This window comes from Bacillus sp. FSL L8-0358 (assembly GCF_038593095.1).
Taxonomy (GTDB): domain Bacteria; phylum Bacillota; class Bacilli; order Bacillales; family Bacillaceae; genus Bacillus; species Bacillus subtilis.
The window spans coordinates 1122037-1136933 of the sequence record NZ_CP151962.1 but is presented as its reverse complement, the minus strand read 5'-3'; the positions used below and the strand labels follow the sequence as shown (position 1 = coordinate 1136933).

Sequence of the window (14897 nt, the reverse complement as noted above, 5' to 3'; positions counted from 1 at the left end):
TACTAACGATATCCTGTATTTATATCAAAATAAAATCTAGAATTGGAGATAGCGTAATGAACAGTAAAATTGAAGAAATGAGGATCACACTAATTGAAACCGCACAAAAATACGGCATGAATTCAAAAGAAACGATTCAATGCAGCCAAGAGCTGGATATCCTGCTGAATACCCGGATTAAAGAAGAAATGATTTTTGGGAGATATCTTGAAAACTCCCGTATGTAAATCATTTTCTATAACGATTAGAATACACCACATGTAACTCCGCTTTTTGCTCAGCACTTCTGAGATATACCTCAGGGCGAGAATGTGCCCGCCCAAAAATCGAATACCGCAGCACGACATACTCCAAAAAGCATTCTACACGCAAAAACACCAAAGAAATAAACAAAAATCACCATAGGCGGATAGCGGCATCCTTCGCCGCATTTCCGCTCAATTTATACCCAACATCCTCTTTTGCCATGTTTAAACATAACGGCACGAAAAATAAAACGCTTTCATCAAGAGCCGATATGTCCCCTTTAAATTTCTCTCACACATATGTGCGTTTGTCATAAGCTATCGTGAATAGCCCAATTGAAATCAGAATTGTCATTTCACTTTACCTGTCTTTTTTTAATTTTTCAACAAAGGATGTGCTCGTATGCCGGCCATTGTCGGAGCGTTTAAAATTAATGCGATTGGTACGAGCGGAGTCGTTCACATCGGGGACTGCATTACGATTTCTCCTCAGGCTCAGGTCAGAACGTTTGCCGGTGCTGGCAGCTTTAATACCGGCGACAGCCTCAAGGTGATGAATTATCAAAACGCGACGAATGTGTATGACAATGATGCGGTTGATCAGCCGATCGTGGCCAATGCGTAAAAGGAGTGAGGCTCATGAACTTCTATATTAATCAAACCATTCAAATCAACTATCTCCGGCTGGAATCAATCAGCAACTCCTCCATTCTGCAAATCGGGAGCGCCGGATCAATCAAGTCTCTGTCAAATTTGTATAATACAGGGAGTTATGTAGAGGCCGCACCTGAGGTAGCCTCCGCGGGGCAGCCAGTTGAATTACAGGGGCCTTCTACAGGTTCATTGGTCCCGCTCCAGCCTCCTGGCCGTTAATCATATGAAAGAGGTGAAAGAACATGTATGATCAATCTGTTTCCTCTTACCTGCAAAACTTGAATTCCTTCGTTCAGCAGCAGGCGATTCACATTCAGCAGCTCGAACGTCAGCTGAAAGAGATTCAAACTGAAATGAATACGATGAAACAGCGGCCGGCCACTACCATTGAGCGTGTGGAGTATAAATTTGATCAGCTGAAAATCGAAAGGCTCGACGGGACTTTGAATATCGGCTTAAATCCGACTGACCCGAACAGCGTCCAAAACTTTGAAGTCAGCCAGTCGACACCGCAAATCGGGATGATGCAGCAGGAAGAGAGCGCTCAGCTCATGCAGCAGATCCGCCAGAATGTCGACATGTACTTAACCGAGGAAATCCCAGATATTTTGGAACAGCTTGAAAACCAATATGACAGCAGACTTGACGATACAAACAGACATCATGTCATTGAAGACATCAGAAAACAAATGGACAGCCGGATTCACTATTATATGTCCCATATCAAAAAAGAAGAAAATACACCGCCTGCACAATATGCAGAACATATCGCTGAGCATGTGAAGCGTGATGTCATCCGCGCTGTAGAACACTTTCTGGAGCATATTCCATCAGAAATGAAAGGAGATGAGCAAGCATGATCTTTACAGTCATCAACCGCAGCTTGGAAGTCGGGGACATCCGGATGAACGGTGTGTCCAGTTCCTCCGTTTTCCACATCGGAGACACTGAATCCATCTACCTGTCTTCTATTTTTGATACACCGCCTGAATCTCTTATCATCGGGCCGTTTGCTCCGATTGCGCCAGAATAATGCTTAAACGCATATCACGCATCAGACTAGTTAAGTTTAATTCCCTCGGGATCGCAAGTGTGTTTCAAGTTGGCGACACAAATGAAATCGATATGAGTGTAAAAGTATTTGCTGTTCAGCGTTCTCGGTCCACGTTTTACCATAATGAAGGCTCATTTAACAAAAAGGAGTATCAGATCTTTCAGCAGCAGGCAGTGAAGCCGATTCCCGAAACAGGTGTACAAAGCGCATTTTGCCACGAGGTGCCGGCTATTTATGTTCGCAGCATCAAAATTCAAGGGGTGTCCGCCTCTTCTGTTTTACATGCTGGTTCAGCTTCGCTTATCCGCGGTGATGCGAGAATCAAACATATCAGACAGATTCAGTCTCCGCGCTCACAATCGCCCGCCAAGAACATATAATAAACAGAGACTTCGATAAAGGGTGTCGTTTATGCCAGCAATTGTCGGGCCTATAGCTATCAATTCCATATCGGGCGGAGTCGTAAACTTTGGTGATTCCTTTTACCTTTCTCCGAAAAGCTCTTCAAAATCTGCGCTCGGTTCGGGAGCAGGAAACACGGGAGATTTCCTTCTATTAAATAACGCAGTCAACGCGACAAATTATATAGACCCCGATGTCAACGATCAGGATATGGTTGGAAACGGATAAAAGCAGCCGCTCTGCAAAGAGAGGGCTGCTTTTTAGTCATTTTTTCTTTTTTCGTTCATTTGATTTCTTTGTTTTGATCAGCTTCTCAGGCGGCTGTTTTCTGATCCATTTGACAAACCGGGCAAGCTCTGGATCGCTTCTGAGTTCAGCCATTCCGTTTAAACGTACAGCGAGCTCTTGATTGGTATATAAGGCATGAATCTGTTTATGGCAAGGAATACAGAGCATTGCTGTCGGCAAAAACGTTCCGCCTTCCTCTTTCGGTGTGAGATGATGCTCTGTCAGCAGAACATCGCTCCGGCCGCACAGCTCACATATTCCGGCAGTCTGCTTTGCCATATCCGCTCCTCCCTTACATCAACTCAAGTGATACCCGCGTACCGCGGCCGCTCGGTTCAGCCGGATGGACGATCAGCTTTTTCGGAAGCCGTGCACGCAGTTCCTGCACATGGCTGATGACACCGACAGCCAGATTGTCTGACTGAAGTTTTTCCAAGGCCGTTACAACCGTATCAAGCAGATCTTGATCCAGTGTGCCGAAGCCTTCATCTAAGAAAAAGAACTGAAGCGGGTATTCCCCGCGAAGCTGGATCTGCGCAGACAGCGCAAGAGCAAGTGAAAGCGAGGTGAGGAAGGTCTCTCCTCCAGACAAACTGGAAACCGGGCGTCTTACGCCTCCATTCGCGTCATCCCGCATCACGAAGCCGCCTTCTGAATCTACTTCGATGGCATAGCGCTGTCTTGTCAGCATACTGAGTCTTGCTGAGGCGTCCCTCGCAACGCTTTCAAGCTGCTCCTCAGCTAAAAATTCGACGAAGGTATTGCCTTTAAACACAGCTTGCAGCTTGTCCAGCCTGTCGATATGCGTCTGCCATTTTTTCAGTTCAGCTTCAATTTCATTAAACCGTTTATGATGTTCGCGAATGACAGCCAGTGCTTTTGCTGCCGCGCCTTTTTCCTCTATAGCAATGCCAAATGCGTCCTCAGCTTCTTGTAATGCTGCAACGGTTTCGTTCCATTCGCTCTCTGATAATGCTCTGCCGGCAAGTATCTCTGCTACTCGTTTTAAGTTTGCAGCATTTTGCTTCATTTTATCCATAAACTGGTCTATGCCGGTTTTCATCTTTTCAAGTTCATCAGCTGGGATGAGACTTTGTTCAACCTCCTCAGTCCGGGTAATGGAGGTGTTTTTTGTATGCTCAAGCCAAGCAGCTTTTGCTTTTTCCAATCTGCCCTTCGCCTCTTGAAGAGTGAGCTCGCTTGCAGAAGCGCGGCTTTTCGCCTGGTTGAGCTTCATTTGGGCGCTTTGCAGTTCTTCATATAAAGATTGTTCTTTTTCCTTTAACAGCTTTAGATCCTGCTGGACAGAGCGGAGTTTGATTTGAATCGAATCTCCTTTTGCATAATCTCCGAGTTCGTGCTCATAATCAGCTATCACGCTCTTGATGCGTTCAGCCGCATAATGAAGCTCCAGCTTTTCCCGTTCAAGCCGGTGTCCAGATTCCCGCAGTTTTTCCTTTTGTGCTTCATGCTCAGCAAGAAACGCGATACTCTTCTCAATTCGTTTTTCACATTCTTCTGCAGCCCGGTCCTTTTCTTCAATGGCTTGCTGCCATTTTTCTGCTTCGTCCACAGATTGATTCTGAAATGCTTCTTTAAACATGTTCAGACTGCCGTCCATTGAGGATTGAAGCTCGCTGATGATGCTTTCAATACGGTCAGCTTCTCTTTTTTCAAAACCGATTTTTTCATTAAGCTGCTCGGCCTTTTTTAAAGACTCCTGATAGGCGCCAATCATTTGTGCCATTCGTGTCTTAACAGAAAGAATGTCCTGCTTGATTCGTTTCCATTCAAATTTGGCAGTTTCAAATGCTTCATACACCGGCTGATTTTCGAAGGAAGCTGCCGCTTCAAGGTTCTGCGCTTGAATTGTCTGCAAAAACGGGCACTGTTCAATAAAGCGCGCGGACTGTTCTTCAAGCGTAATTTTGGCTGAAAGAATCTCCTGGCTGAGAGCAGCAGCTTCCGTCAATAACACATCTGTCCGTTTGATGTCCTCTTCAAGATGGCTGTCGGCTTCATATGTTTCATGTACTGAGGCAGATGGATCATGATCGGTTGAACCGCATACCGGGCAAGGCTTTCCGGCAGTCAGCTTTTGGGCTAACTCTTTTGTCAGCAGTGCCACCCTTGCTTTTTCACGCTGTAAATGAAGCGTGTGTTGACTCTTTCTAGCCTCTTCCGTCATACGTGTTAATGAGCGTTCCGTTTCGCACACCAAATGGTACACAGTTTGTACAGCCTCATATGCCCGAATGATGTTGTTTTCTTCTGCTTCCGTCTTTTGAACGAGTGTATTCTTCTCTTCATTTATCTTCTGAAGCACGAGGTTCAATTCGTCACTTCGTTTTTTCTCTTTTTTGATTTGTTCCTCGGTTTGTCTGATGCGCAATGCCATTTCTGCGGCCTGCTGGCAGCTTTTTCGCTCATCGGATGTCACCTGCAGGGATTTGAGCTGCTGTTTCAATTCTGTCTGTCTGTTTTGCCCTCGTGTCAGGCGGTCTGTTACGGTCTCTAATTCATTCATGACAGATTGAAGAGCCTCTTCTTTCTGCCGGAGGTCAGCCTTTTTGCGCTCTTCCTCTTGCTTGGCCTCACTCAGTTTGATTTCGATGTCCTGCAAGCGGGAAAGCTGTTCCTGTTTGGTTAAAAGCTCAGGCTCTTTCTCGCTTTTATGCTGGCGCCACGCTTCATACTCTTCATGTTTTTGCTGAAAGAAAGCTGTCCGGTCCGCTAAATCCTTTTGGGCTAGCGTTTGTTCCTTTTCAGCTTGCTCCTCATGCTGGATCGCTTCTGCGTACCGGTCCGCATAGGGCTTAAGGGCTGCTGCTGTTTCTGCTTCCAGCAGGCGTTTTTGCATACTGTCTATATGCGGCTGTTCTTCTGCGAGACGTTTTTCCTCTTCTTCATAAGCGGATTTTTCCTTTTGGACATTCCATATCTCCTGATGCTCTGTAAACCGCTCCTTCGCCTGATCACGGTTCTTCCTCATCGCTTCCAGCCGGGCTTCAGCTTGTTCGAGAGCCTTTTCAGCCTGCTTAACTGCCTCTGAACTCGCCTCACCGAGACCGGACTGTTCAGCAAGCATTTCATTTTTTCTCGCATTGGCTTCCTGCGCCTGCCGTCTCAGCTTTTTCACAAGCCTGTCTCCATATTGCTCCAAATTAAATAAACGCTGAAGCATATGCCTGCGCTCTGCCCCTTTTAAAGACAGAAATTCAGCAAATTTCCCTTGGGGCAGCACCACCGCTCTCGTAAAATCGTCGATCGTCAGCCCTAAGAGCTCCTCAACTCTTTTATTCACTTCGCTGGCTTTATCAGCCAGCACCGTATGCTCATCCTTGATTTCGATGAAGCGGCAAAGTGCCGTTTTCACCTTCATTTCATCCGTTCTCTTAAACACACGCTCGACTTTGTATGAGATTTGGTGATTCGTCTGAAGCGCAAAGGTAAAGGAAACAGACAGCGTATCTTCCGCCTGGTTTAAGATACCGTGCGTATTATTCGCCGCCCGTTCCACCTTTCCGTATAAAGCAAGCGTCATTGCGTCGAGAATAGAGGATTTACCGCTTCCTGTCGGGCCGAAAATGCCGAAAACACCGGCACCGGAAAGGCCTTCAAAATCTATCGTCTGCTCCTCTCTAAAGCTATGGAGCCCCTTAATGCTTAAAGCGATCGGCTTCATTTCGCATCCTCCTCTTCAACGCCTGATGCAAGCTCTAAAAACAGCTTCACCATTTCTTCATCCGGCATCGCACCGCCAGTTTGTTTTTCATAAAATTTCTTAAAGCGGTCCTCGATTGAGACATGTTTAACCTCGATCCGTTCCCGGTCTTTGTTCTGTTCTTCAAAAACCGGCCTGATATGGATAAAGCCCGGGTGCGCCTTCCGCAGCCTGTGAATCTCTTCAAGTGACAGCTGGTCCGCGACACGGATTTCCAGGTCAATCCAAGCATTCTGATCTCTGCCTTCATCCAGCCAGCTATATACCTCACTCAATCCATTTGCCGCTTTCCACTTCACAAGTGGCTTGCCGCTTGATAATAACACCTCTTGCCAAGTGGCCTCTTCCCCAGGCTTTGCGTCCACAATCGTCACTGATTTAGCGTAGCCCGCTTCAGAAAAGCTGTAGGCGAGCGGAGATCCTGAATAACGCGCAAGCGTCCGCGCCCGCTTGATCGTTTGCGGGCGATGCAAATGGCCGAGCGCAACGTAAGCGGCATCTGCCGGCAGGCTTTCAGCAGCCACCGTGTATGCACCGCCGACTTCAATCGGCCGCTCTGAATCGGTTTGGTTTCCGCCTGCCACATAAATATGGCTGGCGGCAATCTTCACTGCATCGTTCCGGAACCGGCTTGTCATATGCTCAAACGCCTGCCTGATTTTCACATCATAGTGATCACGGAGCAGCTTTTCATCAAACGTATCGGATAGCACTTCATTTAACCGCGCTTCAGATGGGTACGCCAGTGCTCCAACCGCCAAAAGCTCTCCTGCTGAAGGCACTTCAATATGAATCGGCTCTGTTGTCGGATAACCGATTAAATGAATGCCGTTTTCATGTGTCAGCGGTGAAGCGGCGGACAAACGGTCAGGATTATCGTGGTTTCCGGCAATGACGACGATCGGGCGCTTTCCTCTGTCGCTAAGCGCAGACAGGCTTTCATAAAACAGCTGCTCGGCTAAAGCTGGCGGGTTTACGGTGTCAAATGCATCCCCCGCCATTACAATGGCATCGATCTGCTCATCCTTTACAATCGTATTCATTTCATCCAGCACATCGGCCTGTTCACTCAGCCTGCTTCTTCCTTCAAGCGTTTTTCCAAGATGCCAGTCAGCCGTATGTAAAATCCGCAAATGCTTTCACCTCTCTTTTATATAGAAAACGAGACCCGCTCCGCCTAAAATTCCGGAGCTTATGGATCTCGCTATAATGTGAGAATGTGCCCCCCGTCAAAGAAATAAAGCGCACATCCCTTTACCTTTGTTTTTGCAATTTGCTCAACTGCCTTTGTGTACAGCTGAATTTGCGTTTCATATCGTTTCTTCAAGATCGGGGCCGCTCCTTCAAATCCATGCTGGAATTTGCCCTCAATCCGGTCCGACTTATAATCCAATAGATATAATCCGTCCTCAGTTTCATAGAGACAGTCAATGATACCCTGAACTAAAAGCGGCTCATCCGCCTCCTGTGCATCAGGATAGATCTCCTTGGCCGGAAGCGCTAAGCTGAATGGTATTTCCCGGTCCTTCCACTTAGCGCCGATCAGCTGTCCGCCGATTTCTGTATGGAAAAATTGCACGATTTCTTCTATATCAATAGCGTCTTTTTGTTCTTCAGTGAGAAGCTCTTTTTCATAAAGCCTTTGAACCGTCTGCTCAGCTTCTTCTATCGACGGTACATGTGACAGCGGGATATGCTGCATAACCGTATGCATGGCAGTCCCTTTCTCTGCAGCTGTCAGGCCTTTTTTCATCATAAAAGCGGGACGTCTGTACAGAATGCTTCCATCAGCCGGTTTTACAGGGGCCCTGCCGCTGTATTCATCCTCGTACTCTCTTTTTCTTTTGATCTCAGAAACCGATTGCTTTGTCCGAATTTGCGTCACCTCGTGATGCGGGTATGTCCAGCTCAGCTGCTCGCGGGCTTTTTCATCAAACGCAAACGAGCCGGGAACTGGTTCACCTCGGCGGATCGCTTCTAGGCGCTCGCTTTTTTCTTCCATTCTTTCTTCCAGATCATCATCAAGCAAATCATAGGAATGGATCATTTGAACGGCAAAACGAGCCGGGTGATCTGAGATATCAGCGTGAGCTGGCACACCAGCCAAATCCTCCAAGTCTCTGTGCCTGGCAAGAGCCGGCCCGATGAAATCTAGATACGTTTTCGCCTGATAGCGGTCAAATTCCGGCAGAAGCCAATCAGTTTGGGACGCGGATGCCTGCCATTTTGCAAGCTGTTTCTGATGATCCTTACATGAGCCAATCAGAAACAGCTTTTCCTTCGCTCTCGTTAATGCAACATAGAGAACACGCAATTCCTCTGACAGCAGCTCCCTGCGCATTTTTTTCTTCATCGCAATGAGCGGAAGTGTCGGATAGCTGATGCGTAATTGCGGATGAATATACTTCGTGCCAAATCCGAGCTCCTTATCCAGCAGGTACGATTTATTTAAATCCATCATGTTGAAATTCCGGCCGAGACCTGCTGCAAACACGACTGGAAATTCGAGCCCTTTGCTGCTGTGGATCGTCATTAAGCGGACAACATCCTCCTGCTCGCTGAGCGCTCTCGCCGTACCAAGATCATCGCCCCGCTCCTGCATGCGTTCGATAAACCGCAGGAAACGGAACAAGCCGCGAAATGCCGTTGATTCATATTGACGCGCCCTGTCATAAAGAACACGCAAATTGGCCTGGCGCTGTTTTCCGCCCGGCATGCCGCCGACATAATCCATATATTTGGTGTCGCGGTACACTTCCCAAATCAGCTCAGATACTGAGTGGTTTTTCGAAAAAACGCGCCATTTTTGCAGATGTCCGTAAAACGTATTTAACTTTTGATAAAGCTCATCGTTCCGGTCACCAGCAGCCAGGTAGTCTTTCATCGCCTCATAGTACGGCGCTTTTTTATTTTCAAGCCGGATCAAAGACAGCTCGTTTTCATCTGCTCCGACAATCGGTGAGCGCAGCACAGAGGCAAGCGGTATATCCTGATACGGATTATCAATCACCTTCAGCACAGAAAGCGCGACGGCGACTTCGACCGCTTCAAAATAGCCTGACGTTAAATTGGCGTAAACCGGTATGCCCTGTGCTCTCAGCTCCTCCATGATTTGCGGAGCCCACGGCATCGAACGGAGCAAAATCACGATATCTCGGTATTGAATATTGCGATGTGTTTTCTTTTTTCCGTCATACACCTTAAATGGCGATGAAATCAGCTTGCGGATTTCCTTAGCGATGACTTTTGCCTCAAACTGCACCGTTTCAAGCTCTTCTGCTTCCTCGCTTGCATCCGTATCTTCTGCGTTGTCGATCAGCAGCAGCTCTGTTTCCGTCTCGTCATTGTCCGGATACGCTGCACCAAGCTTCAGCTCAGCCTGCTCGTCATAATCGACCTCACCGATTTTGCCGCCCATCAGCTGTTTAAATAAAAAGTTTGTGCTGTCTAAAATATCAGCCCGGCTTCGGAAATTTTTATTTAAATCGATTTTCCGCCCCGTGCCTTCTCCGCTCTCTGTAAACCGTTTGTATTTAGAAAGGAAAAGAAGCGGCTCCGCGAGCCTGAATCGATAAATCGACTGTTTGACGTCTCCTACCATAAACAGGTTACCAGTCTCCTCCGGCCCGCTTGTGACGAGCTGCAGAATCGATTCCTGCACGAGGTTGGTATCCTGATATTCGTCAACGAGCACTTCATGAAACTGTTCCTGATAAAACCTTGCAGCCTCGCTCGGCTCACGTTCACCTTTGTCATTCTCAACTGTCAAAATCGCTAAACAGTAATGCTCCAAATCAGAAAAATCGATGATTGATTTTTCCTGTTTCGCAGCTTCGAATCGTTTTCCATAGCTGATGACAAGCTGTACGAGCGTTTCAATGACAGGCTTCATCTCGGCTAGGCTTTTCAAGTGCTGTTCAGGACTTCTCGTAAAGTAGTCGGTTTTGAGCTTTTCAAGCAGTTTTTTTGCGCCGTTTCTCATATCTGTCGCCTCATCAAGGAGCGCTGGATCGAACTCATCCCCTTTTACTGCTTTGGCACGCTTAAAAGAGACGGCGGGCACCCGCTTATATAGTTCACTGAAATCGTCCTGATGCTGAATCAGTTCATCAATCTGCGCAAGATCATCAAGAAAATTGTCAGCACGCGGCGCCGGGCCGCCCGGCGCTTTCGTCAGCTCAAGCGCGCGCAAGAGCTTTTCCTTCGCCCCGTTAAGCACCATTGCAATATCTTCTTTGACATATTGATAAAACGGCAGCTCCTCGATGGCGCTCTTTTCTGATACATCATACAAATGAACAAAGCTTTCCAGCCACGTCTCCGGGTTGGGATGGGATCGGGAATACTCGTACACCTGTTTAACGAGAAATTGCAGATCCAGATCGTGCCGGTCTGTCGTATAGCGGTCAACAAGCTCAAAAAACGCCTTTTCACCCTTTGCGTATTCGTCTTCAAACAGCTCGTCAAGCACTTCATCCCCGAGCAGCTCGCCTTCCGTCTGATCAGCTATCCGAAAGCCCGGATCAAGATCAATCAAGTAGTAATATTTCTTCAGCACTTGCAGGCAAAAGGAATGGAGCGTCGAAATGCTGGCCCGGTTTAAAAGAGACAGCTGGCGTCTAATATGCAGCGAGCCGGGGCGCTGTACAAGCTCTTTTTCCAAGGCTTCTGCGATTCGGTGCTTCATCTCTGCCGCTGAGGCGTTTGTAAATGTCACAACGAGAAGACGGTCTACATCTATTGGGTTTTCCTCCGCAGTGATTTTCCGAATCATTCGTTCAACGAGCACAGCGGTTTTACCAGAGCCCGCAGCCGCTGCCACAAGAATATCCTGGCCGGTTGAAACAATGGCATTCCATTGGTCATCTGTCCATGTGCTGTCTGCCGGTTTAGGAATGTTCATTGCCATCCGCCTCCTTTTTTATCCACTCAAGTATTGTCTTGTCCTTTTCAGCCTTTAATGGGCGATACTCGTTTTCTTCCAGTGATTCATCAAATTGGCATACTGATTTGAACGCACAGTATGTGCACGGCGTCTTGTTCTTCATTTTGTACGGCTCAATGGATACGCGCCCGTCGGTGATTTGTTCGCCCGCTTCCTGGAAGGTGCGGCGCACATGTTTTGTCAAAAGATCAAATTCCTTTTCACCGACTGCTGCCGAGTCTGATCTAAGAGATCCGTCTTTTTTCAAGCCGGCGTTTATGATATTTGACCGTCCCTCTTGAAGGGTTGTATCCATGAGGCGAACCACTTCCTGATCACCGAGGAGCAAGCCCTTCATTTTAAATTTCTTAAAGATCTCCTGTTCAATCTCGTCAAGCCCAAGCGGGAGATTAGATTGAATCATCGGGTCATGAATATGGAAATACAGCACTCCGGCAGGCGTCGCCCTCATCCCGAGCCAGTCAGCTGAATGTGTAATCGATAAATCAAGGTACGTCAGCATTTGCAGTGCCAATCCGTAATATACTTCCGCTAAGTCAAGGCCTTTGTCGCTTGATTTATAATCGACAATCCTGAGGAGCAGGCCTTTTGAGCTTTCAGCCTTATCAACACGGTCAATTCGCCCGACGAGTTCCATCGTACAGCCGTTTTTCAGTTGAAAGGTCAGCGGCGGAAGCGGCCCTTTTCCTCCAAAGCCCAGTTCAAGCCCGATCGGTACGAATCCGCTCGCTTTCGCATGCTCGCTTAAAATGCCGGACACACGTGTCACAATTTTTTGCAGTTTTTCCTTCACATAATAATGCCGGTTTGAGCTGAGCAGAATTTCCTTTTGCAGTTTCGGTGCCAGCCGCTCTACCGCATCATAGGAAAACAGCTCGCACTGCTCCTTCGTTAAATCGCGCCAATCCAGCTTTTGCTCACGCAGCCTGTCAGAAATCAGCTTTAAGCTGGAATGAAACAGCTGGCCGATATCCGGTGCTTCAAGCTTGAAGAATTGCCGTTCCTTCAAATGCAGCCCGTGTGACGCAAAATGGGAAAACGGGCATGCGTTAAAGGTTTCCATTCTCGATACACTGCCCTGAATGCGTTCACCATAGAGCTGTCTCGACACGCTGCGTTCAAGCTGCTTCACTTCATTCCGGAAAAACAGGCTTGAGAACAGCTTTTTCGACTGCAGCCTGTCCGGCTCACTCATCAGCACATTGTACGTGCTCCACCAGACGTCGCTGATGTCGTATTCCCGTGTCCATAACCTGAGCTGGCTCGCGGTAAAGGACTGTGCCACGCTTTTATTCACGACATACATCAGCTGTTCCTCATCGCTGACCTGTTCAGGTTCATTTGTTAACAGGCGCTCCTTATGATGCGGAAACAGTTCTTCCAGCCGCTTAACGATCATCGACGGCAAAAGCGTTTTTCCTTCCGCATCAGCAATCGGATACGATACGTAAAGCCGGTCAGACGGACTTGAAAACGCCATGTAGATGAGGAAATGCTCATCAAGCAAACGCTCCCGTCCGCCTGAGGATAGCTCAACCCCAATCGTTTTCAGCCATTCCCGGTCATCATCCGACAGGACCCCGTTTTCATCAGGGCGTGCCGGCAGAACGCCGTCGTTTGCCCCGAGCACAAAGGTGCAGGAGGTGCCATACATTCTGGACAAATCCATATTGCCGACAAACACCTGGTCAAGCGCGGGCGGAATAAGAGAAAATGTAAGCGACTCCGCGCCGGCTTCTATCATTTGCTGAAACAAATCAAGAGAAATCTCATCATCTCCCATCATTTCAACAAACTCCTCAAGCAGCTGAATGACTGCGTCCCACGCCTGCTGATGCTGCTGCGCTTCAATGATTCTGCCGTCATCCTCAGCACGCTGCCTTTCCTGATCCAGCTTCAGCGGCACATCCGTCTCTTCTAAATAACGATAGAGCGCCTCTGCCTTCTCTTGAACCGTCTTCGCTTTTTTCATGCGTTTTTGAAGCTGAAAAAGCGGCGGAACAATCCAATCGCGGGTGTCATTCAACATGTTTTCCATTTCGATTTCCTGATCAGTCTGCGCAAAATCATCATCCAATGACACAAAACGCCTGTATTGGAACCGATCGCCCTTTGTCCAGCGGTCGCCTTTAATACCATAGGCGATACAGTAATTTTCGAGCTGATCGACCTGTTCTCTCACTTTGGCCTTCGGTTCATTGAGCGGGAATAGCAGTTCGGTTTTCACGCAGCGAAACACCGCTTCATAACGCCAATTCCCTTTCAGAACATCAAGGCTTGACCGGATAAATTCAATTAACGGATGGTTCAGCATAGATGCTTTTCCGTCAATGAAATAAGGAATCTCGTAATCTGCGAAAACTTCCTTCACCATATCCTTGTAGTCTTCCGGCTGGCGCGCAAGAATTGCTACATCCTTATAGCGATATCCCTTCTCTCTGACTAGGGCGTGAATTTCCCGGGCAATGCCTTCCAGCTCAGCTCGTCTGTTTGCGGCCTGCATCACAGTAAGGGCTTCTTGTTTTTCTGCGTATGGAACGGCCGGACGCGCTTCATACTGTGCCTCTAGATGCGCCAATTCCGGCGTCTTTGTATGCCGCTCAGTCCCGCTCAGCTCTTTATACGTAATGTCCAAATTCAGTTCCTTCGCCTTCTGATGCAGGCGGTAATAGGTTTTCCCCGTCATTCTGAACAATTCCAGTTCATGCGGCTCCCGCTCATATGACGGCTTGTCCGCTGTGAGCGAAAACGTGATATGCTCCGCATGAACCATAAGCTGCTCCAACACCCTGAATTCCTGCGGTGTAAACTGATAAAAGCCATCCACATAGATATGGGCGCCTTTTATATCTTCCGCAAGCGGGAGATGCTCTGCCAGCAATGTCAAATAATCCTCAGAGTGAAGATATTGGTCTGCGAGGCTTTTTTCCATTTGCTGATACAGAATTGATAAGTCATGGAGCTTTTCAGATAAAACACGTTCTCCGCGATACTCGGAAGCCGTTCCGCTTTCCGCCATCCGGCGGATATCCTCCGGTTCCAGACAATAGCGCTTAAACTCTGTCAGCATCCGCTCAACCTGTGCGGTAAACCCGCTTTTGTCACTCGCTTTTTGATAGACTTTGAACTCCTGTTTATGCTCCTCAATGAGCTTCCGCAGGAGCATTTGTACGCCGGTGCTCGTCAGAAACGGCCTGCTCATTCCTCCCGTATGCTGGAGGACGCGCCAAGCCAATCGTGAAAAACTGAACACTTGAGCGCGTATCATCCCGCCCATATCTGGCGTTTTAGCAAGCTCGTATTCCATTAAAAACGTCATTTGATCCGGGACTAGAAAAATGATCGGCTTCCCGAATGGAGCCCGGCGCAATTCATCCTGAATGCTGTTGATGATCAGCTTCGTTTTTCCACTCCCGGACCTGCCTACTAAAAACTCTGCTCCCAAATTAGAAGACCCCTCTCTTTTTATCTCTATATATTTTATCGAATGTTGACGAAAATGACCAATCTGATCTATTGGTAAAAACGGCCTTTTCACATATAAAAAGCTGATTATCTCCGCACATCTCTCCCTGCCCAACATAT

The 14897-nt window shown here is 47.7% G+C and carries 12 protein-coding genes; 7 read left to right on the top strand and 5 right to left on the bottom strand.

Annotated elements, in window-relative coordinates; translation table 11 throughout:
* The first annotated feature begins 56 nt into the window (after window positions 1–56).
* The 7 genes from yisI to NYE49_RS05825 all read left to right on the top strand — a co-directional run bounded on the left by yisI (window position 57) and on the right by NYE49_RS05825 (window position 2583).
* Window positions 57–227: an aspartyl-phosphate phosphatase YisI gene (yisI, locus tag NYE49_RS05855; RefSeq protein WP_003233086.1), complete on the top strand. Its 171-nt coding sequence runs from the start codon at window positions 57–59 to the stop codon at window positions 225–227.
* 421 nt (window positions 228–648) lie between these two features.
* Window positions 649–870, top strand: a complete 222-nt coding sequence (locus tag NYE49_RS05850; protein WP_003233088.1) for a spore germination protein — start codon at window positions 649–651, stop codon at window positions 868–870.
* A 14-nt stretch (window positions 871–884) separates the two neighbouring features.
* Window positions 885–1118 (top strand): spore germination protein GerPB, encoded by a 234-nt coding sequence (locus tag NYE49_RS05845; protein ID WP_015483061.1) that lies wholly within the window; start codon window positions 885–887, stop codon window positions 1116–1118.
* 23 nt (window positions 1119–1141) lie between these two features.
* A complete protein-coding gene (locus NYE49_RS05840; RefSeq protein WP_014476381.1) occupies window positions 1142–1759 on the top strand; it encodes a spore germination protein GerPC in 618 nt (205 codons plus the stop codon).
* Window positions 1756–1932: a spore germination protein GerPD gene (gene gerPD, locus NYE49_RS05835; RefSeq protein ID WP_014476380.1), complete on the top strand. Its 177-nt coding sequence runs from the start codon at window positions 1756–1758 to the stop codon at window positions 1930–1932. The genes NYE49_RS05840 and gerPD overlap by 4 nt, the downstream gene beginning before the upstream one ends.
* A complete protein-coding gene (locus NYE49_RS05830; protein ID WP_046340225.1) occupies window positions 1932–2333 on the top strand; it encodes a spore germination protein GerPE in 402 nt (133 codons plus the stop codon). The genes gerPD and NYE49_RS05830 overlap by 1 nt, the downstream gene beginning before the upstream one ends.
* 31 nt (window positions 2334–2364) lie before the next feature.
* The gene (locus NYE49_RS05825; protein WP_003233096.1) at window positions 2365–2583 is read left to right on the top strand and encodes a spore germination protein; all 219 of its coding nucleotides are present in this window, start codon (window positions 2365–2367) and stop codon (window positions 2581–2583) included.
* Window positions 2584–2619: 36 nt separating this feature from the next.
* Here the strand turns inward: NYE49_RS05825 and hlpB are convergent, their stop codons facing one another.
* The 5 genes from hlpB to addB form a co-directional block, all read right to left on the bottom strand.
* On the bottom strand, window positions 2620–2922 hold the full coding sequence (hlpB, locus tag NYE49_RS05820) for an HNH nuclease-like protein HlpB (protein ID WP_047182394.1): 303 nt from the start codon (window positions 2920–2922) through the stop codon (window positions 2620–2622).
* 13 nt (window positions 2923–2935) lie between these two features.
* Window positions 2936–6328, bottom strand: coding sequence for an exonuclease subunit SbcC (sbcC, locus tag NYE49_RS05815; protein ID WP_047182393.1), 3393 nt, complete (start codon window positions 6326–6328; stop codon window positions 2936–2938).
* The gene (gene sbcD / locus NYE49_RS05810) at window positions 6325–7500 is read right to left on the bottom strand and encodes an exonuclease subunit SbcD (RefSeq protein WP_047182392.1); all 1176 of its coding nucleotides are present in this window, start codon (window positions 7498–7500) and stop codon (window positions 6325–6327) included. Before sbcD ends, sbcC begins: the two co-directional genes overlap by 4 nt.
* A 71-nt stretch (window positions 7501–7571) precedes the next feature.
* Entirely contained in the window at window positions 7572–11270 is a 3699-nt protein-coding gene (addA, locus tag NYE49_RS05805) for a helicase-exonuclease AddAB subunit AddA (RefSeq protein ID WP_047182391.1), read from the bottom strand.
* Window positions 11257–14757, bottom strand: a complete 3501-nt coding sequence (gene addB, locus NYE49_RS05800) for a helicase-exonuclease AddAB subunit AddB (RefSeq protein ID WP_047182390.1) — start codon at window positions 14755–14757, stop codon at window positions 11257–11259. Before addB ends, addA begins: the two co-directional genes overlap by 14 nt.
* Between the last annotated feature and the right edge of the window lie 140 nt (window positions 14758–14897).